The 22314-nt window shown below is 73.3% G+C and carries 20 protein-coding genes, 1 tRNA gene and 1 pseudogene; 5 read left to right on the top strand and 17 right to left on the bottom strand.

The genetic code is table 11. The features are described 5' to 3' along the window. Positions 1 to 30: 30 nt before the first annotated feature. The 6 genes from GD632_RS11775 to mfd form a co-directional block, all read right to left on the bottom strand. Complete coding sequence (locus GD632_RS11775) at positions 31 to 669, bottom strand: FtsB family cell division protein (protein ID WP_152192384.1); 639 nt, start codon at positions 667 to 669, stop codon at positions 31 to 33. A gap of 106 nt (positions 670 to 775) precedes the next feature. After that, the gene (gene eno, locus GD632_RS11770; RefSeq protein ID WP_152192382.1) at positions 776 to 2050 is read right to left on the bottom strand and encodes a phosphopyruvate hydratase; all 1275 of its coding nucleotides are present in this window, start codon (positions 2048 to 2050) and stop codon (positions 776 to 778) included. A gap of 81 nt (positions 2051 to 2131) precedes the next feature. Beyond that, positions 2132 to 2791, bottom strand: a complete 660-nt coding sequence (locus GD632_RS11765; RefSeq protein WP_226924826.1) for a MazG family protein — start codon at positions 2789 to 2791, stop codon at positions 2132 to 2134. Continuing rightward, positions 2788 to 3339 (bottom strand): hypothetical protein, encoded by a 552-nt coding sequence (locus tag GD632_RS11760; RefSeq protein ID WP_152192379.1) that lies wholly within the window; start codon positions 3337 to 3339, stop codon positions 2788 to 2790. The genes GD632_RS11765 and GD632_RS11760 overlap by 4 nt, the downstream gene beginning before the upstream one ends. A gap of 101 nt (positions 3340 to 3440) precedes the next feature. Beyond that, positions 3441 to 3599, bottom strand: a complete 159-nt coding sequence (locus tag GD632_RS16035; RefSeq protein WP_193311458.1) for a hypothetical protein — start codon at positions 3597 to 3599, stop codon at positions 3441 to 3443. 124 nt (positions 3600 to 3723) lie between these two features. After that, positions 3724 to 7314: a transcription-repair coupling factor gene (mfd, locus tag GD632_RS11755; RefSeq protein ID WP_152192377.1), complete on the bottom strand. Its 3591-nt coding sequence runs from the start codon at positions 7312 to 7314 to the stop codon at positions 3724 to 3726. Positions 7315 to 7462: 148 nt separating this feature from the next. Between mfd and GD632_RS11750 the strand changes: the two genes are divergently transcribed. After that, the gene (locus GD632_RS11750) at positions 7463 to 8083 is read left to right on the top strand and encodes an L-threonylcarbamoyladenylate synthase (RefSeq protein WP_152192375.1); all 621 of its coding nucleotides are present in this window, start codon (positions 7463 to 7465) and stop codon (positions 8081 to 8083) included. A gap of 3 nt (positions 8084 to 8086) precedes the next feature. On the opposite strand, the gene pth is transcribed toward GD632_RS11750, so the two are convergent. From pth to GD632_RS11720, 6 genes are all read right to left on the bottom strand, one after another. Continuing rightward, positions 8087 to 8680 (bottom strand): aminoacyl-tRNA hydrolase, encoded by a 594-nt coding sequence (gene pth / locus GD632_RS11745; protein WP_152192373.1) that lies wholly within the window; start codon positions 8678 to 8680, stop codon positions 8087 to 8089. Between the two features lie 62 nt (positions 8681 to 8742). Continuing rightward, the gene (locus tag GD632_RS11740; protein ID WP_226924825.1) at positions 8743 to 9363 is read right to left on the bottom strand and encodes a 50S ribosomal protein L25/general stress protein Ctc; all 621 of its coding nucleotides are present in this window, start codon (positions 9361 to 9363) and stop codon (positions 8743 to 8745) included. 209 nt (positions 9364 to 9572) lie between these two features. Then, positions 9573 to 10490, bottom strand: coding sequence for a hypothetical protein (locus tag GD632_RS11735; RefSeq protein ID WP_152192368.1), 918 nt, complete (start codon positions 10488 to 10490; stop codon positions 9573 to 9575). Between the two features lie 284 nt (positions 10491 to 10774). Next, a complete protein-coding gene (locus GD632_RS11730; protein ID WP_152192366.1) occupies positions 10775 to 11755 on the bottom strand; it encodes a ribose-phosphate diphosphokinase in 981 nt (326 codons plus the stop codon). Then, positions 11752 to 13299: a bifunctional UDP-N-acetylglucosamine diphosphorylase/glucosamine-1-phosphate N-acetyltransferase GlmU gene (glmU, locus tag GD632_RS11725; protein ID WP_264371890.1), complete on the bottom strand. Its 1548-nt coding sequence runs from the start codon at positions 13297 to 13299 to the stop codon at positions 11752 to 11754. The genes GD632_RS11730 and glmU overlap by 4 nt, the downstream gene beginning before the upstream one ends. Before the next feature lie 177 nt (positions 13300 to 13476). Then, positions 13477 to 13548 (bottom strand) — tRNA-Gln (locus tag GD632_RS11720). Between the two features lie 123 nt (positions 13549 to 13671). On the opposite strand from GD632_RS11720, the gene GD632_RS11715 reads away from it, so the two are divergent. The 4 genes from GD632_RS11715 to GD632_RS11700 all read left to right on the top strand — a co-directional run bounded on the left by GD632_RS11715 (position 13672) and on the right by GD632_RS11700 (position 17120). After that, on the top strand, positions 13672 to 14286 hold the full coding sequence (locus tag GD632_RS11715) for a TetR/AcrR family transcriptional regulator (protein WP_152192427.1): 615 nt from the start codon (positions 13672 to 13674) through the stop codon (positions 14284 to 14286). A 71-nt stretch (positions 14287 to 14357) separates the two neighbouring features. Further along, the gene (locus GD632_RS11710; protein ID WP_152192360.1) at positions 14358 to 15278 is read left to right on the top strand and encodes an ABC transporter ATP-binding protein; all 921 of its coding nucleotides are present in this window, start codon (positions 14358 to 14360) and stop codon (positions 15276 to 15278) included. Then, complete coding sequence (locus tag GD632_RS11705; protein WP_152192358.1) at positions 15275 to 16498, top strand: ABC transporter permease; 1224 nt, start codon at positions 15275 to 15277, stop codon at positions 16496 to 16498. The genes GD632_RS11710 and GD632_RS11705 overlap by 4 nt, the downstream gene beginning before the upstream one ends. Positions 16499 to 16622: 124 nt before the next feature. Beyond that, entirely contained in the window at positions 16623 to 17120 is a 498-nt protein-coding gene (locus tag GD632_RS11700; protein ID WP_152192355.1) for a MarR family winged helix-turn-helix transcriptional regulator, read from the top strand. Here GD632_RS11700 and GD632_RS16495 read toward each other — a convergent pair. From GD632_RS16495 to rsmA, 5 genes and pseudogenes are all read right to left on the bottom strand, one after another. After that, positions 17117 to 17314, bottom strand: coding sequence for a BBE domain-containing protein (locus GD632_RS16495; RefSeq protein WP_226924830.1), 198 nt, complete (start codon positions 17312 to 17314; stop codon positions 17117 to 17119). The genes GD632_RS11700 and GD632_RS16495 overlap by 4 nt on opposite strands. 659 nt (positions 17315 to 17973) lie before the next feature. Further along, positions 17974 to 18228 (bottom strand): annotated as a pseudogene (locus tag GD632_RS16490) (FAD-binding protein); the annotation flags it as partial. Between the two features lie 332 nt (positions 18229 to 18560). Next, complete coding sequence (locus tag GD632_RS11685) at positions 18561 to 20348, bottom strand: ABC-F family ATP-binding cassette domain-containing protein (protein ID WP_152192351.1); 1788 nt, start codon at positions 20346 to 20348, stop codon at positions 18561 to 18563. Between the two features lie 50 nt (positions 20349 to 20398). Continuing rightward, on the bottom strand, positions 20399 to 21322 hold the full coding sequence (locus GD632_RS11680; RefSeq protein ID WP_152192348.1) for a 4-(cytidine 5'-diphospho)-2-C-methyl-D-erythritol kinase: 924 nt from the start codon (positions 21320 to 21322) through the stop codon (positions 20399 to 20401). Further along, positions 21319 to 22215: a 16S rRNA (adenine(1518)-N(6)/adenine(1519)-N(6))-dimethyltransferase RsmA gene (gene rsmA, locus GD632_RS11675; RefSeq protein ID WP_152192346.1), complete on the bottom strand. Its 897-nt coding sequence runs from the start codon at positions 22213 to 22215 to the stop codon at positions 21319 to 21321. Before rsmA ends, GD632_RS11680 begins: the two co-directional genes overlap by 4 nt. Positions 22216 to 22314 lie beyond the last annotated feature (99 nt).

Here is a 22314-nt window from a genome sequence, read left to right as displayed (position 1 = left end):
TCCCCTACCGACCCGTGGGCGGCGAAACCCTCAGCCCTCCGGCGGCGGCTTCTCCCCGGGGACCGCCTGGCCCGCCATCGAGACCGACTCCCACAGCGCGAGGTACCACGGCGCGTCCGCCATCCCCGGCACGCCCGAGTCCTCGGGCTCGGCCTCGGCGTCCTCCCCGAGGACCGTCTCCGGGTCCACGACCCGGAAGGTCTGCTCCCCCGGCATGACGTAGCCCAGGCGGTCCCGGGCCTGCGCCTGGACGAAGGTCTCGTCCTGCCACTGCTCGAGCTCGAGCTCGAGGGCGGAGTTGCGCTTCTCGGCGGTGACGATGTCCGCGCTCAGCTGGCGCAGCTGCTCCTGCTGCTCCACCGCGTGCCGCAGGGTGGGGGCCAGGACGATGAACGCGACGAGCACGACGACGAAGAGCCCGAGGCCTCGCAGGGTGATGGTGGGGCTCGTCGCCTCCTCGCCCGGGTCCTGCTGGGCGGACCGCGCGGCAGGGGCGGCCGGGGAGGGCCTGCTGGAGCCCGTGGCGCGGCTGGGGCCGGTCGGGCGGCTGGGGGCAGCCGGGCGTGCGGGGTCCGCCGGCCCGCCGCGTCGCGCGCCCGAGGGCCGCACGGAGGAGGGCCGCGCGGCGCCACCGGTACCGCGACGACCGGTGGGGCGGCGCGCTGTCATGCCCTCATCGTCCCTCACGCTCGGCCCGACGCCCGGTAGCCCGCACACGTGAGTCGGCCGGCCCGGCCCCCGTGAGGGGACCGGGCCGGCCGGGGTGCGCGGGTGCTCAGGCGCGCGGGAAGGCGGAACGCCCGGCGTAGACGCCGGCCTCGTCGAGCTCCTCCTCGATGCGCAGGAGCTGGTTGTACTTGTTGATGCGCTCGCCGCGGGCGGGCGCACCGGTCTTGATCTGGCCGGCGTTGACGGCCACGGACAGGTCCGCGATCGTCGTGTCCTCGGTCTCACCGGAGCGGTGGGAGACCATGGCGGTGAAGCCGTTGCGCTGCGCGAGGGAGACGGCGTCCAGGGTCTCGGTCAGCGTGCCGATCTGGTTGAGCTTGACCAGCAGGGAGTTGGCCGAGCGGAGCTCGATGCCCTTGGCGAGGCGCTCGGGGTTGGTGACGAACAAGTCGTCCCCGACGATCTGGGTGCGGGTGCCGATGGAGGCGACGAGGTCGGACCAGGTGCCCCACTCGTCCTCGCTCAGCGGGTCCTCGATGGACACGAGCGGGTAGTCCGCGACGAGCTGGGTGTAGTACGCGACCATCTGCTCGGGCGTGGTGGCCGTGCCCTCGAACTGGTAGGCGCCGTCCTTGAAGAACTCGGTGGCGGCGACGTCCAGGGCCAGGGCGATGTCCTCGCCCGGGGTGAAGCCGGCCTTCTCGATGGCCTCGAGGATGAGGTCGAGGGCCGCGCGGTTGCTCTCGAGGTTGGGGGCGAAGCCACCCTCGTCACCCAGGCCGGTGGCCAGGCCGCGGCTCTTGAGCACGGACTTGAGGGAGTGGTAGGTCTCCGCTCCCCAGCGCAGCGCCTCCTTGAAGGTGGCGGCGCCGACCGGCGCGACCATGAACTCCTGGATGTCGACGTTGGAGTCCGCGTGGGAGCCGCCGTTGAGGATGTTCATCATCGGGACGGGCAGCACGTGGGCGTTGGGGCCGCCGACGTAGCGGAAGAGGGACAGGCCGGCGCTCTCGGCGGCGGCCCGTGCCACGGCGAGGGAGACGCCGAGGATGGCGTTGGCGCCGAGCTTGCCCTTGTTGGCGGTGCCGTCGAGCTCGATGAGCGTCTGGTCGATGATGCGCTGCTCGCTGGCCTCGAGTCCGAGGACCTCGGGGGCGATGTCGTCGACGACGGCGTTCACGGCGTCCTGGACGCCCTTGCCGAGGTAGCGACCCTTGTCGCCGTCACGGCGCTCGACGGCCTCGAACGCGCCGGTCGAGGCGCCGGAGGGCACCTCCGCGCGCGCGACGGTGCCGTCGTCCAGTGCGACCTCGACCTCCACGGTGGGGTTGCCACGCGAGTCGAGGATCTCGCGTGCTCCTACGGCCTCGATGCTGGCCACGGATGTCTCCTTACATAGTCGACGTCTGTCTTGTCGCGGTCCACGATAGTCGCGCTGCCGCGCAGGGCATCGGGACCTCCGTCAGATGGGACCCTGCCGGCGGGCGTCCTCGAGCCGGCGCAGGTGCGCACGCAGGGCGGCCTCGGCGTCGACGCCGGCGGCCTCGGCGCGCAGCACCAGGCCCATGAGCTCACGTCCCAGCGCGCCCTCCGCACCGTCGGCGGGAGGCGGACCGTCCTCGCCGAGCAGCGCGTCCTGCACCACACCCTCGCGGCGCAGGCGGCGGGCCACCTTCTGCGCTCGCGCCAGGGCGGGCAGCGCGAGGGGGATGCCCGCGAGGACGTCCTCGCCCGACCGCTCGCGCTTCTTGATCTCGTGCCAGGCGACCTCGACGTCGGCCGCGGACCGCACCCCGTCCGTCTCGGCGAAGACGTGCGGGTGGCGCCGGACGAGCTTGTCGAGCAGGACCTGGGCGACGTCCTCGAGGTCGAAGGGGTCGCTCGGGTGCTCCTCGGCGACGCGCGCGTGGAAGAGCACCTGGAGGAGGAGGTCGCCGAGCTCGCCGCGCAGCGCCGCACGGTCGTCGGACTCCGCCGCCTCGGCGAGCTCGAAGGCCTCCTCGACGGCGTAGGGCGCCAGCGAACGGTGGGTCTGCTCCGCGTCCCAGGGGCAGCCCCCGGGCGAGCGCAGCCGGTCCATCGCCGCGACGACGGCGGCCATGGCCTCCCCCTGACGGGTCACCCGACGGGGGTGGCCGGCGGGGTGGTCGTGGCGATCCAGGGCAGCGACTGCGGGACGATCTGCCCGCTCGGGTCGAACTCCCCGTAGCGGGGGCTGACCTCGACCTCGGCCTGGCTGATGCGCTCGGTGATGGCCTGCGCGGCGGCCGCACCCTCGGGGGCGGCCGCGAGGCGCTGGTTGACGAGGGTCATCTGCGCGACGTCGATGACCCCGCTGCCGTAGCCACCCTCCGGCGCGGTGAGCCCCGCGGCCTCGGCCTGCTGGTCGAGGAGGGCGACGGCCTCGTCCTCGGAGGCGCCGACCCCGTGCTCGGAGCCGACCTCGAGGAGGGCGGGAGCGACGACGAGGGTGCCGAGCATGGCGACCGGGTCGACCTGCTGGCCGGTGACGGCGGCGAAGTCGGAGACCGCGCGCGAGAGCTCGGCCTCGGTGATGCGCTCGCCGTCCACGACCGCGGCGGCGCCGGGGTGCGCGGAGCAGCCTCCGAGCGCGAGCGCGGTCAGCAGAGCAGCTGCGGCGGTGCCGCGGCTCAGCCTCGTCGATGTCACCGTGTTACCTCCCTCGTCCGGCCGGCGGCGCACCGGCCCCCACCATCGTACGGGAGCCGAGGAGCGCTCCTGCCCGGTCACGACGGGGCAGGAGCGGCTCGTCAGAGGAGGTCGTGGTCGGTGGAGCCGCAGCACTCGCAGAAGTAGTGGCGGGTGCGGGTGGCTCCGCGGGCCTCGGGGCAGTACACCTCGATGCCGTCACGGTCGATGTCCTCGGCCGTGTGCGTGCTGCGGGTGCGCTCTGCAGTGGCAGTGGTCATGTCCTCTCCTTCCGTCACTCCCACTGTCACACCGACCACTGACATCGCCCCGGCCGCCACGCCGTCGCCGCCCCTCACGCACCCCCGGCGCAAGGCGCGCCCCCGTGCGCCGGGTGGCGTGGGGTCAGGTCGTGGAGGTGGCGACCTGGGCGGCGGCCGCGACCGAGGGGGTGAGCACGGCCTCGATGAGCTCGCCCGCCCAGACGAGCAGGGCGGCGTCGTTCAGCGGCTTGCCCGCCACCTTCGCGGTCATCGGGAACGGGACGAGGATCGTGCGGACCGCCGGCTTGAGCACGGTGCCCGGGTAGAGGCGCTTGAGGCGCAGCTGGGCCGACTCCGGCAGCTCGACCGGTGCGAAGCGCACGTACTTGCCCTGTGCGGTGATGTCGCTCAGACCGACCGCACGGGCCCGCATGCGCAGGGCCGCGACCGCGAAGAGCCGCTCGACCTGCTCCGGGACAGGCCCGTAGCGGTCGGCGAGCTCGGTGCGCACGGCGTCGATCGCGGCGTCGTCGTCGGCGGCGGAGATCTTCGCGTAGGCCTCCAGGCGCAGCCGCTCGTGCTCGATGTACTCGTGGGGCACGTGCGCGTCGACCGGCAGCTCGATCCGGACGTCGGCCTTCTCCTGCTCCTTCTCCCCGCGGAACTCCGCGACGGCGTCGGCCACCATCCGGATGTACAGGTCGAAGCCGACCCCGGCGATGTGGCCCGACTGCTCACCGCCGAGCAGGTTGCCCGCCCCGCGGATCTCGAGGTCCTTCATCGCCACCTGGATACCGGCACCCAGCTCGGTGTGCGAGGCGATGGTCGCGAGGCGGTCGTGCGCCGTCTCGGTGAGCGGCTTCTCCGGCGGGTAGAGGAAGTAGGCGTAGGCACGGTCACGGCCGCGGCCCACCCGCCCGCGCAGCTGGTGGAGCTGGGACAGGCCGAAGGTGTCGGCGCGGTCGACGAGGAGGGTGTTGGCGTTGGAGATGTCCAGGCCGGTCTCGACGATCGTCGTGCAGACGAGGACGTCGAACTCCTTGTTCCAGAAGTCCTGGATGACCTTCTCCAGCTGGTGCTCGCCCATCTGCCCGTGGGCGACGGCCACCCGGGCCTCCGGCACGAGCTCGGAGATGCGCGAGGCGGCCCGCTGGATCGAGGAGACCCGGTTGTGGACGAAGAAGACCTGCCCCTCACGCAGCATCTCGCGCCGGATGGCGGCGGCCACCTGCTTCTCCTCGTAGGGCCCGACGTAGGTGAGGATCGGGTGCCGTTCCTCCGGCGGGGTCGCGAGCGTCGACATCTCCCGGATGCCGGTGATCGCCATCTCCAGGGTGCGCGGGATCGGCGTCGCGCTCATCGCGAGCACGTCGACGTCGGTGCGCAGCTGCTTGAGCGTCTCCTTGTGCTCGACGCCGAAGCGCTGCTCCTCGTCGATGACCACCAGGCCGAGGTCCTTGAAGCGGATCTCGCCGGTGAGGAGGCGGTGGGTGCCGATGACGACGTCGACCTTGCCCGAGCTCAGGCCCTCGCGGGTCTCGGCCGCCTCGGAGGCGGTCTGGAAGCGGGACAGGGCGCGCACCTCGACCGGGAAGCCGGCGTACCGCTCGGAGAAGGTGTCGAAGTGCTGCTGGACGAGCAGGGTCGTGGGGACGAGCACGGCCACCTGCTTGCCGTCCTGGACGGCCTTGAAGGCCGCGCGGACGGCGATCTCGGTCTTGCCGTAGCCGACGTCACCGGACAGGAGCCGGTCCATGGGCATCTGCCGCTCCATGTCCCTCTTCACCTCGTCGATGGTCACGAGCTGGTCGGGCGTCTCGACGTAGGGGAAGGCGTCCTCGAGCTCGCGCTGCCACGGGGTGTCGGGGCCGAAGGCGTGGCCCTTGGTCGAGGCGCGTGCGGCGTAGAGGCGGATGAGCTCGGCGGCGATCTCGCGGACGGCCTTGCGGGCACGGCTCTTGGTCTTCGCCCAGTCCCCGCCGCCCATCTTGTTGACGCTCGGGGCCTCCCCGCCGGAGTACTTCGTCACCTGGTCCAGGGAGTCGGTGGGCACGAAGAGCCGGTCCCCGGGCTGGCCGCGCTTGGAGGAGGCGTACTCGATGACGAGGTACTCGCGGGTGGTCGCGTCCTTGCCGCGGCCCACGGTGCGCTGGATGAGCTCGATGAACCGCCCGACACCGTGCTGCTCGTGGACGACGTAGTCGCCGGGCCGCAGAGCGAGGGGGTCGACGACGCCGCGCCGCCGCGAGGGCATCTTGCGCATGTCGCGGGTCGAGGTCCCCGCCCGGCCGGTGAGGTCGGACTCGGTGACGACCGCGAGCCGCAGCCCGGGAGCGACGAAACCGCGCGGGACGGCCGCCGTCGTCACGAGGACGACGGAGGCGGGCGGCTCCTCGACGACGTCCTCCACCTGCCGGGCCGGCACGTCGGCGTCGGCGAGCTGCTCGACCATGCGGCGCGCCGGGCCCGGGCCCTGGGTGGTGACGAGCAGTCGCCACCCGTCCTGGGTGAGGGCGCGCAGGTCCGCCAGGGCACGCGGGAGGTCGCCGCGGTAGGGCTCGACGTCGCGGGCGGCGACGGCGGCGGTGTCCTCCGCTGCGCCGTCGTCGTCGGGGGCGTCGGGCATCTCGGCGGAGAGGCTGGTGAGGTCCCACCAGCCCAGCCCGCGCCCGCGGGCGAGGTCGTGGGTGTCCTCGAGCGTCGCGAAGGAGGCGCTGCGCAGCTCGACCGGCGTCGTGCCGCCCGCCGCGGCGGAGGCCCAGGCGGCGGCGAGGAACTCCTCGGTGGTCGCGACGAGGTCGTGGGCGCGACGGCGGATGCGCTCGGGCTCGGACATGAGGACGAGCGCGTCGTCGGGCACGAGGTCGAGGACGGGCTGGAGACCGTCGACGAGGAGCGGGGCGAGGGACTCCATGCCCTCGACGGCGATGCCCTCGCTCAGCCGCTCGAGCATGTCCGCGGCGCCGGGCATCTCGGCGACGAGCGCCTTGGCGCGCGCGCGGACGGCGCCGGTGAGGAGCATCTCGCGGGCCGGGGGCGCCCACAGGCCGTGGTCGGCGACGTCGAGGCTGCGCTGGTCCCCGACGGAGAACCAGCGGATCTCCTCGACGGTGTCACCCCAGAACTCGACACGCATCGGGTGGTCCTCGGCGGGCGGGAAGACGTCGAGGATGCCGCCGCGGACGGCGAACTGGCCGCGCGACTCGACCATGTCGACGCGCGAGTAGGCGGCCGCGGACAGCCCGGCGGCCACCTCCTCGAGGGGGCGCTCGTCACCGACCTCGAGCTCGACCGGCTCGAGCTCGCCCAGGCCCGTGATGACCGGCTGGAGCAGCGCCCGCACCGGCATGACGAGGACGCGGATCGGACCCGTCCGCCCGGAGCCTGGGTGGGCCAGGCGGCGGAAGACCGCGATGCGTCGGGCGACGGTGTCGCTGCGCGGGGAGAGCCGCTCGTGCGGGAGCGTCTCCCACGAGGGCAGCACCGCGACGTCGTCGGCGGGAAGGAAGTTGCGGACGGCGGCCGCGGCGTCGTCGGCCTCACGGCCGGTGGCGGTGACGACGACGATCGGCCTGTCCGTCCGCCCCTCACGCTCGGTGATCGCGGAGACGAGGGCGGCACGCACGCCGAGCGGGATGCTCACGGTCCGCTGGCCACCCTGCGCGGCCGCGGCGACCGTCTGGGCGAAGGCGGGGTCGGCGAGGAGCGGAGGGATGAGTCCGGTGAGTCGCATGGGTCCTTCGCGGGTGGGCAGCACAGGCGCCCCGCGTCCTGGACAGGGGCGGGGGAACCCCCCGATCCTACGGCGACTCGCGGCTCATCTCCCGGCGAGGGCGTGCCGTCCCGCTGCCGCCCGCGGCGACCTTTGGCACACTGGGCCGATGGCGCGCTACGTCGAGCTCCACCCCCAGGACCCCCAGCCACGCCGCCTCGCGCAGGTCACCGAGGTGCTGCGGGACGGGGGTCTCATCGCCTACCCGACCGACTCCGGGTACGCGCTCGGCGCCCGGCTGGGCAGCAAGGAGGCCCTCGACCGGATCCGCACGATCCGGCGGCTGGACGACAAGCACCACTTCACGCTCATGTGCGCGACCCTCGCGCAGGCGGGCACGTTCGTCATCCTCGACAACGCGGGCTTCCGGCTGGTGAAGTCGCTGACGCCCGGGCCCTACACGTTCATCGTCAAGGCGACGAAGGAGGTGCCGCGGATGATGCTCCAGCCGAAGAAGCTCACCGTCGGGGTCCGTGTGCCCGACCACCGGGTGGCCCTCGCGATCCTGCACGAGCTCGGGGAGCCGATGCTCACGTCCTCGCTCATCATGCCGGGCAGCCAGGAGACGATGGCGGAGGGGTGGGTCGTCAACGACGAGCTCGGGCACCTCGTCGACGTCGTCGTCGACGCGCCGGTGACGTCGGTCGAGCCGACGACCGTCGTCGACCTCACGAGCGGCACTCCCGAGGTCGCGCGTGCCGGGGCGGGTGACACGTCCCGGTTCGAGTGAGCCTCAGGCCGTGTGGAGGCGCAGCTGCGCCTTCTCCAGCCCCTCGGTGACGACCTGCTCGACGGCGTCGGCCGCCTCCTCCAGGGTGACGAGCAGCTCGGGCCGCTCGGCCGGGGAGAAGTCGCGCAGGACGAAGTCCGCGGCGTCCATCCGGCCCGGCGGGCGCCCGATGCCCACACGCAGGCGCACGTAGTCCTTGGTGCCGGTCGAGGCGGAGATGGAGCGCAGTCCGTTGTGACCACCCTCGCCGCCGCCGCGCTTGAGGCGCAGGGTGCTCGGGGGCAGGTCGAGCTCGTCGTGGACGACGAGGAGCCGCTCCGGGGGGATGTCGTAGAAGCGCAGCAGAGCGCTGACCGGCTCGCCGGAGACGTTCATGTAGGTGCCGGGGATCGCGAGGACCACCCGCGGGCCGGGCGCGCCGCCGGGCAGCACGCCGAGGCGCGCGTCGGCGACGTGCGCGCGCGCCTTGTGGGTGGTGAGCGAGCTGCCGGCGCGGCGCGCGAGGACGTCGATGACCATCCGCCCGACGTTGTGCCGGTTGCCCGCGTACTTCGGGCCGGGGTTGCCGAGCCCGGCGACGAGCCAGGTGTCGTTCATGTCTCTCCCTGCACAGACGTGAGCCCACGTCACGCCCGGGGGCGTGACGTGGGCTCAGCGCATCAGTCCTCGGTGGAGTCCGCGCCGGCGGAGGCGCCGGCCTCGGCGGACGCCTCGTCGGCGGCGAGGTCGTCGGCCGACACCCGCGGCGTGGAGACGATGACGACCTCGTGCTCGGGGTCGACGTCGATCGTCGCGCCCTCGGGGCGCGGGATGTCGCTGACGCGGAGGATCGCACCGTCCTCGAGGCCCTCGATGGAGACCTCGACGACCTCGGGGATGCTCGTCGCGGGGACGGTCACCGTGAGGTGCTGCAGCTCGACCTGGTGGATCGTGCCCGGGGCCGACTCACCGACGACGTGGACCGGGACCTCGACGGTGACCTTCTCGCCCTTGCGGACGATGACGAGATCGACGTGGTCGATGGTGCGGCGGACCGGGTCGCGCTGGATGTCCTTGGCGAGGGCGGTCTGCTCCTTGCCGTCGATGACGAGGGTGAGCAGCGCGTTCGGGTTGTCCTTGAGCGCGAGGAAGGTCGCGTGGGACTCGAGCGCGAGGTGCTGGGGGGCCTCGCCGTGCCCGTAGAGGACGGCCGGGATGAGGTTCGCGCGGCGCGTGCGGCGGGCGGCGCCCTTGCCGAACTCGGTGCGGGTCGTTGCGGTGAGGGTCTGGTTGTCGGCCACGAGGGTCTCCATGTCTGGCGTCGGACGGCGGCAGCACCTGGGCGCGGGAGGACACGCGGCACCCGGAGGCGCCACCGCGTCGATCACGGAGCCGGTGTCCGAACTCCCTCGCCGAGGCAACCTGTGAATGATACCCGACGCACAACCACCCGATCGAGCGCAGGTGAACGTGACGACCGCTACCCGCACGGCCGGCGCGCTCGGCGGCTTCACCTGCGGTCGCTGCCCGGGACGAGGCCGACGCATGCCATCAGGCGCGCGAACGTCTCGAGGCGATAGGCCTCGTCCCAGGTCCAGCGCGCCATGTCGTTCCCCGCCCGGCGCAACCGGTCCTCGCGCTGCTTCTCCTTCCAGAGGGCTTCGCGCGCATCCTCGTCGGAGCCCAGAAGCTCGCGTCCGAACTTCACGAAGCCGTCGAACTCTCCGCAGAGGCCGAGCTCCGGCCACCAGAAGTCGGTCCGTCCGATGAAGCCGTTCTCGTCGAAGAACTCCTCCTGCAGCACCGGTAGGGGCACCGCCAAGGTGATCATCTGCGCGCGGCTCAGTGACTCACCGACGGACTCTGCGCGTCCGTCCGCGTGCTCGACGACAGCACGGGCACGCTGGATGCCCCGTGTCCCGGCGAGCCGCTCAACCTCGGCCTCAAGCTCCGCGGGCGTCACGAGGCCGTGCCTCACAGCGTGATCGGCGCTCGCCAGTCCGGAGGCGAAGCTCCGCACCCGTGCCAGGTCCACGACGGTGCGCGGTGCCGATGTCACGGCGATGCCGTCGACGAGGATGACCTCGGGCACGTACCGCGTCCCGTGGCGCGCCACGTGGGCGCTGCCACGACCTCCGGACCCCGCCTCCTCGACGACATGGGTGACCGTCGGCCACCCACCGACGATGGGAAGCCCGAGCAGGACCGCTGCAGACTCGCGGGCCAGGGGCGCCGAGACCTTCAGGGACTCGACAGTCGCCCGGACGTAGAGCTCGTACCGACGTTCCTTCCCGGCGGCTTCCCACTCCGTACGTGGCAGATAGGTCCCGTGCCGGACCTTGACGTACTGGGAGGCGTTCCTCCTGGGGTCGACACCTCGCGAGACAGCCTGGCGCGTTCGGATCAGAGTGGGAGGCGGCTGGTTCATCGAGCCAGAGTCGGGCACCTCCCACCCACCCGACGCGGAGGGGGCGCGGTCCTGTGGAGCCCTGGTCACTCTCCGTCGCTGTGGATCACCCCGGTCGGTCGTCGCCCCCGGCCAGCGACCGCAGGCCCTCCCCACCCGCGAGCGCAGGCGAAAGTGACGGCCGCGGGTGTCGCGAGACCCGCGGCCGTCACTTTCGCGTGCGCTCGATCGGAGGAGGACGGCAACCCTTCGACGGGCGGCGGTCTCTCGGAAATGGTCCGGGCGGGCTGGGGACGCCGGAAACCCTACGCGTTGCCGTCGAAGAGGCTGGTCACCGAGCCGTCGTCGAAGACGGCGCGGATGGCGCGCGCCAGGAGCGGGGCGATGGGCAGCACCGTGAGCTGGGGGAAGTGCTTGCTCGCGTCCAGCGGGAGGGTGTCGGTGATGATGACCTCCCGCGCGCCGCACTCGCTCAGCCGCTGCGCGGCCGGGTCGGAGAGCACGCCGTGGGTGGCGGCGACGATGACGTCCCGCGCCCCGGCCTGCTTGACCACCTTGACGGCCTCGGCGATCGTGCCGCCGGTGTCGATGAGGTCGTCGACGAGCACACAGGTGCGCCCCTCGACCTCGCCGACGACCCGGTTCGCCACCGACTGGTTGGGCCGGGTGATGTCCCGGGTCTTGTGGACGAAGGCGAGCGGTCCACCGCCGAGCTTCTCGGCCCACTTCTCGGCCACGCGGATGCGTCCGGCGTCCGGGGAGACGACGGTGACGTTGCTCGTGTCGACCCGCGAGCGCACGTAGTCGGTGAGGATGGGCATCGCCCACAGGTGGTCGACGGGCCCGTCGAAGAAGCCCTGCACCTGGGCCGCGTGGAGGTCCACCGACATGAGGCGGTCCGCGCCGGCGGTCCTGAACATGTCGGCGATGAAGCGCGCGGAGATCGGCTCGCGGCCCTTGTGCTTCTTGTCCTGCCGGGCGTACGGGTAGAACGGCGCGATGACCGTGATGCGCTTGGCCGAGGCGCGCTTGAGCGCGTCGACCATGAGCAGCTGCTCCATGAGCCACTGGTTGATCGGCGCCGTGTGCGACTGGAGCACGAAGGCGTCCGAGCCACGAACGCTCTCCTCGAAGCGGACGTAGATCTCACCGTTGGCGAAGTCGTAGGCGGTGGTGGGGACGAGCTCGGTACCGAGCTCGCGCGCCACCGCGTTCGCCAGGGCCGGGTGCGCCCGTCCGGACACAAGGACGAGTCGCTTCTCGCCGCGTGAGGTGATGCCTGTCATCGCTCGGTGCTGCTCCCGGTCGTGTCGGAGGGTGCGTGTCCGTCGCGAGGGACGGCCGCGCCGTGGTTGCCGCGGGCCAGCTCGGCCCGTGCCTGGGGGGACAGCTCCCGCTCCTCGTCGGCCCCGAGCGCCTTGCTCGCGGCCTCCGCGGAGGGCGTGCCGGGCCGGCGCCGCAGCACCCAGCCCTCGATGTTGCGCTGGGTCATGGAGTTGACGGCCAGTGCGCCGGGCGGGACGTCCTTGAGCAGGACGGTGCCGGCGCCGGTGTAGGCGCCGTCACCGACGGTCACCGGCGCGACGAACATGTTGTCGGAGCCGGTGCGCGCCCCGTTGCCGACCTTGGAGCGGTGCTTCTTGACGCCGTCGTAGTTGACGAAGACGGAAGCGGCGCCGATGTTCGTGCCCTCCCCGATCTCCGCATCCCCCACGTAGGACAGGTGCGGGACCTTGGAACCGGCGCCGATCTGCGCGTCCTTGGTCTCGACGAAGGTACCGATCTTGCCGCCCTCGCCCAGGACCGTGTCCTGGCGCAGGTAGGCGAAGGGCCCCACGGTGGCCCGCGGGCCGATGGTGGCGCTGAAGCCGTGGGTCCGCACGACCGTGGCCTCGGCACCGACGACGACGTCGCGCAGCGTGGTGTCGGGGCCGATCTCCGCACCGTCGTCGACGCTCGTGGCGCCGTGCAGCTGGGTGCCGGGGTGGATGGTGACGTCGCGGCCCAGGCGGACCTCGACGTCGATCCACGTGGTGGCGGGGTCGACGACGGTGACGCCGGCCCGCATCCACTCGCCGACGATGCGGCGGTTGAGCTCGGTGCCGATCGCCGCGAGCTGCGCGCGGTCGTTGACGCCGGAGACGAGCCACTCGTCCTCGACGACGAGCGCGCGCACCCGCTTGCCGTCGCCGTGGGCGAGGGCGACGACGTCGGTGAGGTAGACCTCGCCCTGGTCGTTGGCGTCGTCCACCCGGGTGAGCGCGTCGCGCAGCACCTCGGCGTCGAAGACGTAGACGGAGGCGTTGATCTCGTCGATCTCGCGCTGTGCGGCGGTGGCGTCGCGCTCCTCGACGATCGCGACGACGTCGCCGTTCTCGTCGCGCACGACCCGCCCGTACCCGTAGGGGTCCGGCAGGCGGGTGCTGAGGACGGTGACGGCGTTGCCGTCCGCCTCGTGCGCCGTGAGCATCTGCTGGAGCGTGGCGGAGTCGAGGAGGGGGACGTCCCCGGCGGTGACGACGACGGGGCCCTCGAGCCGTCCACCACCGGACGCGGTGTCACCCGACAGGAGCGCCGCACCGGCCTCCTCGAGACCGTCGAGGACGCCGAGCGCGCACTGGACGGCGCGGCCGGTCCCGGGCACGGCGTCCTGGTCGACGACGACGACACCGGGCAGCTGCTCCTCGGCGTGCGCGGCGACGGTCTCCCGCTCGTGGCGCACGACGACGGCGAGCCGCCGCGGGTCGAGCTCGGCACCGGCGCGGAGCGCGAAGCCGAGGAGGCTGCGGCCGGCGATGCGGTGCAGGACCTTCGGCGTCCGGGACTTCATTCTCGTGCCCTCACCTGCGGCAAGGACGATGACGGCGGCTGGCTGGGCACTCACGCGTGTCGGCTCCCTCGTCGGGTCCTGCTCGGGGTTGTCCCCGGGCTTCGTGCGCTCACCACTCTATCCCGGTGCACGGCGCGCGGATCCGCCGCCCCCCGTCCGCGCGGGGCGGCCGCGAGGCTCCGCCCCCAGGATTCGAACCCGGACCTCAAGGCACCAAAGGCCTGTGTGCTGCCGTTACACCAGGGCGGATCACGCCGCGCGCGGCGCAGCGCCTAGTGTGCCAGGCCCCGGTGGGCCGCCCGCCCCTGCGCGGGACCCGACGGGCATGATGGGTGGGTGACCAGTGACCGATCTCGCACGTCCCGCGCCCGGATGACCGCCGGCCAGCGCCGCGAGCAGCTGCTCGACGTCAGCCGCGAGCTCTTCGCCGAGAAGGGCTTCGAGGGCACGAGCGTGGAGGAGATCGCGTCCCGCGCGAAGGTCTCCAAGCCCGTCGTCTACGAGCACTTCGGCGGCAAGGAGGGCGTGTACGCCGTCATCGTCGACCGCGAGCTGCAGCAGCTGCTGGCCGCGCTGAGCGGCGCCCTCGAGACGGGCGGGCACCCCAAGCGGATCGTCGAGCGGACAGCGCTCGCGCTGCTCGAGTACATCGAGCTCAACACCGACGGCTTCCGGATCCTCGTGCGCGACTCACCCGTCGCGCAGGCCACCGGCACCTTCTCCTCGCTCATCGGGGACGTCGCCACCCAGGTGGAGCACCTGCTGGCCGAGCAGTTCCGCCGCCGGGGGCTGCCGACGAGCACGGCGCCGATCTACGCGCAGATGCTCGTCGGGATGATCGCGCTCACCGGGCAGTGGTGGCTCGAGGCGCGCCACCCCGACCGGCAGACGGTCGCCGCCCACCTCGTCAACCTCTCGTGGAACGGCCTGGCCGCCCTGGAGAAGAGCCCCCGGCTGACCGGGCTGCCCGACTCCGCCGCCGACTGACGGTCGATCCGGCCTGAGACCGGTCCCCTAGACTCTGGGCCGAACGCGCCCGGCGACCTACGGAAGAGGCCATGCCACAGCTCGAGTTCGACCACCTCAACAAGGCGTACGGGTCACTCCGCGCCCTCACCGATCTCACCTTCGACGTCGGGGCGGGGGAGATCTTCGGCTTCGTCGGGTCCAACGGCGCGGGCAAGACGACGGCGATGCGCATCGCCCTGGGCGTGCTCGCCGCCGACTCCGGCGAGGTGCGCTGGAAGGGCCGGCCCCTCGACCTCGACATGCGCCGCCGCGTCGGCTACATGCCCGAGGAGCGGGGTCTCTACCCGAAGATGAAGGTCGGTGAGCAGCTCGTCTACCTCGCCCGCCTGCACGGCATGGACGAGAAGCAGGCCACCGCCTCGATGGAGCAGTGGACCGAGCGCCTGGGCGTCGCGGCCCGCCGCGGCGACGACGTCGAGAAGCTCTCGCTGGGCAACCAGCAGCGGGTCCAGCTGGCCGCCGCGCTCGTCCACGACGCCGAGATCCTCGTCCTCGACGAGCCCTTCTCCGGCCTGGACCCCGTGGCCGTCGACGTGATGAGCGGTGTGCTCGCCGAGCGCGCCGCGGCCGGCGTCCCCGTCGTCTTCTCCTCCCACCAGCTCGACCTCGTCGAGCGGCTGTGCGACCGCGTGGGCATCGTCCGCGCCGGACAGATGGTCGCCGTCGGCACGAAGGAGGAGCTGCGGCGCACGCCCAACGCCCGCTGGCGGGCCGTCGTCGACGGCGGTCCGGCCGGGTGGGCCGGGGCGGTCCCGGGGGCCCGTGTGGTCTCCGACGACGGCCGCGAGGTCGTCGTCGAGCTCACCGGCCACGAGGCGGGTGTCGAGCAGCCGCTGCTCGCGGCCGCGACCAGCGCCGGGCAGCTCCGCGAGTTCGGGCCGGTCGTGCCCTCGCTCGCCGACCTGTTCCGTGGCGTCGTCAGCGAGACCGAGGAGAAGGACGCAGCATGAGCACGCAGGACGGCACCAGCCGCAACTCCACCCTCGCCAACGTCACCATGGTGGCGCGCCGCGAGGTCAAGGCACGCTTCTTCACGAAGTCCAACCTCATCTCGCTGGCCATCATGACCGTCGTCATCGTCGTCGGGATCTTCGTCCTCGACTACTTCGCCGGCCGTGAGGGCGACGGCGCCGCGGACTTCACCGTCGCCGTCGAGAGCGGCGTCGCCGAGCTCGAGCCGCAGCTCGTCGCGGCCGGGACCGCCCTCGGCACGACCGTCGACGTCGAGCAGCTCAGCCGCGACGACGCCGAGCCCCGCCTGGCCGAGGACCTCGACGCCTTCCTCGGCGGGGACCCCGCGAACCCGGAGATGCTCGTCGAGGGGCAGGCCGACCAGCAGCTCCTCGCAGTCGTCACCAGCGCCGTCCAGGCGCACGTCCTCGCCACCCAGGTGAGCGACCTCGGCGGGGACCCGCAGGCCTTCAACGAGGCCCTCGCGACCGCCGGCCCGCAGGTCGCCAGCGTCCAGACCGACGAGGACGCCGACCAGTTCGGCCCGCAGTACCTCGTCGCCGTGCTCGCGATCTCGCTGCTCCTCTTCGCGCTCATCGGCTCGGGCTCGCTCATCGCGATGGGCGTCGTCGAGGAGAAGACCTCCCGCGTGGTGGAGATCCTCCTCGCGACGATCCGGCCCTCCGAGCTCCTCGCGGGCAAGATCCTCGGCATCGGGATCGTCAGCCTCGTCCAGGTCGTGGTGCTCAGCGCTGCCGCGGCGATCCCCGCCTGGGCCACCGGGCTGCTCGAGGGCTTCGAGATCGACCTCGGCGGGACGATGCTCCTCGTCCTCCTGTGGTTCTTCCTCGGCTTCATCGTGTTCTCGCTGCTCTTCGGCGGCTTCGCGGCGCTCATCTCGCGCCAGGAGGAGATCGGCGCCGTCACCACGCCGCTCATGTTCCTCATGTTCGTCCCGTACTACCTGGCGATGTTCATGGTGACGAACGACCCGGACAGCACCGTGGTCCGCGTCCTGTCGCAGATCCCGTTCTTCTCCCCGTTCATGATGCCGGTGCGCGACGTGTTCGGCGGTGTCGAGACGTGGGAGCTGCTCCTGTCGATCGCCATCGCGCTCGTGACGATCCCGGTGCTCGTGTGGATCGCCGGGCGGGTCTACCGCCGCGGCGTCCTCCACACCGGCGGCCGCATGAAGCTCACTGAGGCGTTGCGCGGCTGACACCGCCCACCCCGCCGCCGAGAGCCGGATCCCTCCGTGGAGGAATCCGGCTCTCGGCGCATCCGCCCGCTCCCAGCGACCTCGGGGTCCGGCCGTTTATCTCGATGTCGAGTAATCTCGGGGCATGCTCCCGGGTCAGGACGAGGTCGACCGCATCGTTGCGGCGTGGGGCCGGGAGCGCCCCGACCTCGACCCGCGCCCGCTGCACGTGTTCTCCCGGGTCTCGCGTCTCTCCCGCCGCCTCGACCTCGCCCGCCGCCGGGTGTTCATCGACCACGCGCTCGAGGGGTGGGAGTTCGACGTCCTGTCCGCGCTGCGACGCGCCGGTGCGCCCTACGAGCTGACCGCGGGCCGGCTGCTCAACGAGACGCTCGTGTCCTCGGGGACGATGACCAACCGCATCGACCGGATGGTCGCCCACGGGTACGTCGTGCGCGCCGTCGGGACGACCGACCGCCGCGTCGTCCTCGTCCGGCTCACCCCGCGCGGCAAGGAGACGGTCGACGCCGCGATGGCCGACCTCCTCCTCTCCGAGCAGGAGCTGCTGTCCGAGCTCGAGCCCGCCGAGGCGGAGCTGCTCACCAGCCTGCTGCGCCGGCTCCTGCTGCCGCTGGACTCCTAGCCGGCCGGGCCCGCGGGGGCGGGCGTGACGTTGTGGTTGTAGCGGAAGACGTTGTCCGGGTCGTAGGTCCGCTTGACCTCCCGCAGCCGCTCGAGGACGACGCCGGGGTAGGCGGCGGCGACGTCGTCCGCGACATGAAGTTCACGTACCCCGCGCCGACCAGGCCGAGCGACCTCGCCGTGGCGTCGGCCCACGCCTGCGCGGTGGGGAGGGCGGTGACGTCGGGCGTGGGCGCCGCGACGGACGCCATGACGGCGCGCTGCCGGTGCGCGAACGCGGTCGCGTCGACCGGGACACGGGCGATCGCCCCGCCCATGGGCCGGAGGTTGAAGGCGGCGAAGGTCCTCGCCCCGGTCAGCGCGTCGAGGGCGGTGGCGGCCCACTGCTCGTCGAGGCGGTCGGTGAACCCGGTGCGCATCGCCGGGTGCAGCGGCTGGGGCGACGGGGGCGGGCCCTGGAGCATGTCGGTGTACGCGCGGGGACCGATGTCGTCGACGAGGGGCTCTCCGAGCGCCCGGAGGGGCGCGAGCGCCGCGGCCGCATCGGCCTCGGGGCCGGACCAGCACACGAGGACGAGCAGGATCGGCCTGCCGTGCAGCGACCCGGGCAGGAACGGCGCCGGCGGGGCGACGAGGACGTTGATCATCGCGCTGAGCCCGTCCGGGGCGTCGAGCACCGCCCGGGCGGCTGCCGCGAGCCGCTCCGGGGTCGGCTCGTGGACGACCATCCCGCCGGTGACGTCGGCCGTCGGCCGTAGGCGGAGGGTGAGGCCGGTGACGATGCCGAAGTTGCCGCCCCCGCCCCGGAGCGCCCAGAAGAGCTCCGGGTGGTGCTCGGCGTCCGCGGTGACGACGCTCCCGTCGGCGAGCACGACCTCGGCGGCGAGGACGTTGTCCACCGTGAGTCCGTCCCGGCGGCTGAGGAACCCGATGCCGCCGCCGAGGGCGATGCCCGCGACACCGACGGTCCCGGCGTCCCCGAACCCGGTGGCGAGCCCGTGCTCCCCTGCCGCGCGGCTGTAGGCGCCGGCCGTGGTCCCGCCCCCGGCGTGGCCGACGAGCGCGTTCGGGTCGATCGAGACGGAGTCGAGTCCGCGCACGTCGAGGACGAGGCCACCGGGGCCGGCGCGCTGTGGTGGGCGTAGCTGTGGCCGCCGCTGCGGACGGCCACGGAGAGGCCCGCGTCGCGGGCGCCGCGGACGGCGGCGACGACGTCCGCCGTCGTGCGCACCTGCGCGACGGCCGCGGGCGGGGCGTCGAGGGCGGCGAACTCCCTGGCGGTGAGCTCGGCGAAGCCGTCGGCGTCGGGGCGGTGGAACCGGCCGGCCAGGGCCTGCTCCAGGTGGGCGAGGGCTGTCATCGTGGCCTCACTTCCGGAATCGGTCCGAGGCCAGGAGGGTAGGACGACGCCCGCCGTCGTCCCAGCCCTTTTTCGTGCCGGCTACCCGGCCTGCTCGGAGAGCTCGAGCCAGCGCTCCTCCTGCTCGGCGACCTGCGCCTCGAGGGTCCGCAGCTCCTCCCCGAGCGCGGCGAGCCCGCCGTAGTCGCCCGGGTCGTGCGCGGCCATCTTCACGTGCAGCCGCTCGACCTGCGCGGAGAGCTTCTCGAGCCGCCGCTCGGCGGCCGCCATCTCCTTGCGGGCCGCCCGCAGCTCGGCGCTGCTCGGCTGGCCGGTCGGTGCGCTCGCGGCCGTGGCCCCGCTGGGGGCCGCGGCCGGCGCCTCCTGCTGCCGGCGGCGCAGCTCGAGGTACTCGTCCACGCCCCCGGGCACGTGGCGCATCCCGCCGTCCATGACGGCGTACTGCTGGTCGGTGACGCGCTCGAGGAGGTAGCGGTCGTGGGAGACGACGATGAGCGTGCCGGGCCAGGAGTCGAGGAGGTCCTCCATCGCGGCGAGCATGTCGGTGTCGACGTCGTTGGTCGGCTCGTCGAGGATGAGGACGTTGGGCTCGGCGAGGAGGATGAGGAGCAGCTGGAGCCGGCGCTTCTGCCCGCCGGACAGCTCCCCCACCCGGGCCGAGAGGTGCTCGCGGGCGAAGCCGAGCCGCTCGAGCAGCTGCGCCGGCGTCATCTCCTTGCCGTCGACGACGTAGCTCGTGCGGGTGCGCGCGAGCACCTCCCGGACCCGGTCGCCGGCGATCTCCTGCAGCTCGGTGAACTGCTGGTCGAGTATGGACAGCCGCACGGTCTTGCCGCGCTTGACCCGCCCGGAGGTGGGCTCGAGCGTGCCGGCGACGAGCGCGAGGAGGGTGGACTTCCCGGCGCCGTTGGCGCCGAGGATGCCGGTCCGCTCGCCGGGCGCGATGCGCCACTCGACGTCGCGCAGGATCTCCCGGCCGTCGAAGGACACCGAGACGTCGAGGAGGTCGACGACGTCCTTGCCCAGACGCGCGGTGGCGAGGCGGGACAGCTCGGTGCGGTCGCGCAGCGGCGGCACGTCGGAGATGAGCTGGTTGGCGGCGTCGATGCGGAACTTCGGCTTGGAGGTGCGGGCCGGCGCGCCGCGGCGCAACCAGGCGAGCTCCTTGCGCATGAGGTTCTGCCGCTTGCCCTCGATGACGGCGGCCTGGCGGTCGCGCTCCACGCGCTGGAGGACGTAGGCCGCGTAGCCGCCCTCGAAGGGCTCGACGACACGGTCGTGGACCTCCCAGGTCGTCGTCGCGACCTCGTCGAGGAACCACCGGTCGTGGGTGATGACGAGCAGCCCGCCGGCGCCCGCCGCCCAGCGCCGCTTGAGGTGGGCGGCGAGCCAGCTGATGCCCTCGACGTCGAGGTGGTTGGTGGGCTCGTCGAGCGCGATGACGTCCCACTCCCCCACGAGCAGGGTGGCCAGGGCGACGCGGCGCCGCTGCCCGCCGCTCAGCGTGCCGACGGTGGCGTCCCAGGAGAGGTCGGAGACGAGTCCGTCGATGACGTCGCGCACCCGGGCGTCCCCGGCCCACTCGTGCTCGGGGCGGTCACCGACGATCGTGTGGCCCACGGTGAGCGCGGGGTCGAGGGTGTCGCTCTGGTCGAGCACCCCCATCCGCACGCCGCCGCGGCGGGTGACGCGGCCGCCGTCGGGCTCGATCCGTCCGGAGAGCATGGCGAGGAGGCTCGACTTGCCGTCGCCGTTGCGGCCGACGATGCCGATCCGATCGCCCTCGTCGATGCCGAGGCTGACGGAGTCGAAGACGACGCGCGTCGGGTACTCCAGGTGCAGGGCCTCGGCCCCGAGAAGATGTGCCACCCGTCCAGGGTAGGTCGCGCGCCCCTCACCCCCCGACCACGCCGGCCTTCTCAGCCGCCGGAGACGTGCTCGAGGACGCGGGCGCCGGGGACGGGGCCGGTGACGACGAGCACCTCGCTCGCCACCTCGGCCTCCCGCACGACGGCGGCCACCGACCGGGCGTGCCGCTCGTCCAGGGCCAGCGCCGCGACCGTGGGGCCGGAGCCGGACAGGACGGCGGCCAGCGCACCGGCGCGGTCGGCCGCGGCGATGACGTCCCCGAGCTCGGGACGCAGGTCGAGGGCGACCTCCTCGAGGTCGTTGGCGAGGTGGCGGGCCAGCTCGAGCGGGTCCCCGCCGCGGAGCGCGGCGAGCAGCGCGTCGTCCAGGCGGGGCGCGGGCGCGTGGGTGCCGCCGTCGTCGTCGAAGGCCGCGAAGACCTCCGGGGTGGACAGCCCCGCGTCCTGGACGGCGAGGACCCAGTGGTAGCTGCCGCCGACCATGGCGGAGGTGAGGACGTCGCCGCGGCCGGAGCCGATCGCGGTGAGGCCGGTGAGCGCGAACGGCACGTCGGCCCCGAGGCGGCGAGCGAGCTGGACGAGCTGCTCGCGGTCGAGCCCGGCGTCCCACAGCTGGTCGCAGGCGAGGAGCGCGGCGGCGGCGTCGGCCGACCCACCGCCCATGCCGCCCGCCACGGGGACCTGCTTGACGATGTGCAGGTGCGCGCCGGCGGTGAGGCCGGTGTGCTCCTGGAGCAGGCGGGCGGCCCGGAGGGCGAGGTTGCTGTCGTCGGTGGGCACCCGCTCGGCGTCGCGGCCCTCGACGGTCAGGCTCAGCGCCTCGGCGGGTGAGGCGATGACGTCCTCGGGGAGGCTCACCGCCTGGAACACCGTGGCGAGAGGGTGGTAGCCGTCGTCGTCGGGGGCGCCGACGCGCAGGGCGAGGTTGATCTTGCCCGGGGCGCGGACGGCGACGGCGCCGGGAGGGTACGTCATGCGTCCGACCCGCGGTGCTCGGCGATGCGGGCGAAGTCGGTGATGCCGAGGCGCTCCCCGCGCAGGGACGGGTCCAGCCCGGCGGCGGTGACGGCGGCCGCGGCGCGCTCGGCGGAGCCGGCCCAGCCCGCGAGGGCCGAGCGCAGCGTCTTGCGGCGCTGGCTGAAGGCGGCGTCGACGACGGCGAAGACCTCCTCGCGGCTGGCCGTGCTCGACGGCGGGTCACGGCGTTCGATGCGGACGAGCGCGGAGTCGACGTTGGGCACCGGCCAGAAGACGGTGCGCCCGATCGTCGCCGATCGCTGCGCCCGGGCGTACCACGCGGCCTTGGCCGACGGGACGCCGTAGGTGCGCGAGCCGGGCGGTGCGGCGAGCCGGTCGGCGACCTCGGCCTGCACCATGACCAGACCCGTGCGCAGGCTCGGGAGCCGCTCGAGCAGGGTGAGCAGGACCGGCACGGCGACGTTGTAGGGCAGGTTCGCCACGAGGGCGCCCGGCCGAGCGGGGCCCTCGCCGGGGAAGGCGGGCAGCTCGGTGACGTCCATGGCGTCGGACCGCACGACGAGCAGGCGGTCCGCCGCCTCGGGCAGCCGCGCGGCGACGGTGGCGGGCAGGGCCTCGGCGAGGACCGGGTCGATCTCGATCGCGACGACGCGGGCACCCGTCTCGAGGAGGGCGAGGGTGAGGGAGCCGAGCCCGGGTCCGACCTCGACGACGACGTCACCGGCGGAGATCCCGGCGGTGCGCACGATCTTGCGCACGGTCCCGGGGTCGATGACGAAGTTCTGGCCCAGGGTCTTGGTGGGCCGGATCCCGAGCGCGGCGGACAGCGCGCGGACGTCGGCGGGCCCGAGCAGGGGGTCGGCCGGCGCGGGGGCGGGGTCGTGGCTCACGGCGTCGAGCCTATCGGGCGTCGGCCGGGTCGCCGCCGGACGTGGAACGACCTCGCGCCGGCAGCGGGGCTGCCGGCGCGAGGTCGTTCGTGCTCCGGG

Source organism: Georgenia satyanarayanai, from assembly GCF_009193135.1.
Classification (GTDB): domain Bacteria; phylum Actinomycetota; class Actinomycetes; order Actinomycetales; family Actinomycetaceae; genus Oceanitalea; species Oceanitalea satyanarayanai.
Note: the sequence above shows the minus strand (reverse complement) of the source record. Positions and strands in the feature narration are given on the sequence as shown.

Coding starts and splice junctions, on each gene's coding strand:
- GD632_RS11715 (WP_152192427.1), top strand. CDS start 13,672: ATGACCGCCGGCCAGCGCCGCGAGCAGCTGCTCGACGTCAGCCGCGAG.
- glmU (WP_264371890.1), bottom strand. CDS start 13,299: ATGAAGTCCCGGACGCCGAAGGTCCTGCACCGCATCGCCGGCCGCAGC.
- GD632_RS11700 (WP_152192355.1), top strand. CDS start 16,623: ATGCTCCCGGGTCAGGACGAGGTCGACCGCATCGTTGCGGCGTGGGGC.
- mfd (WP_152192377.1), bottom strand. CDS start 7,314: ATGCGACTCACCGGACTCATCCCTCCGCTCCTCGCCGACCCCGCCTTC.
- GD632_RS11680 (WP_152192348.1), bottom strand. CDS start 21,322: ATGACGTACCCTCCCGGCGCCGTCGCCGTCCGCGCCCCGGGCAAGATC.
- pth (WP_152192373.1), bottom strand. CDS start 8,680: ATGAACGACACCTGGCTCGTCGCCGGGCTCGGCAACCCCGGCCCGAAG.
- GD632_RS11705 (WP_152192358.1), top strand. CDS start 15,275: ATGAGCACGCAGGACGGCACCAGCCGCAACTCCACCCTCGCCAACGTC.
- GD632_RS11710 (WP_152192360.1), top strand. CDS start 14,358: ATGCCACAGCTCGAGTTCGACCACCTCAACAAGGCGTACGGGTCACTC.
- GD632_RS11775 (WP_152192384.1), bottom strand. CDS start 669: ATGACAGCGCGCCGCCCCACCGGTCGTCGCGGTACCGGTGGCGCCGCG.
- GD632_RS11750 (WP_152192375.1), top strand. CDS start 7,463: ATGGCGCGCTACGTCGAGCTCCACCCCCAGGACCCCCAGCCACGCCGC.
- GD632_RS16035 (WP_193311458.1), bottom strand. CDS start 3,599: ATGACCACTGCCACTGCAGAGCGCACCCGCAGCACGCACACGGCCGAG.
- GD632_RS11730 (WP_152192366.1), bottom strand. CDS start 11,755: ATGACAGGCATCACCTCACGCGGCGAGAAGCGACTCGTCCTTGTGTCC.
- GD632_RS11735 (WP_152192368.1), bottom strand. CDS start 10,490: ATGAACCAGCCGCCTCCCACTCTGATCCGAACGCGCCAGGCTGTCTCG.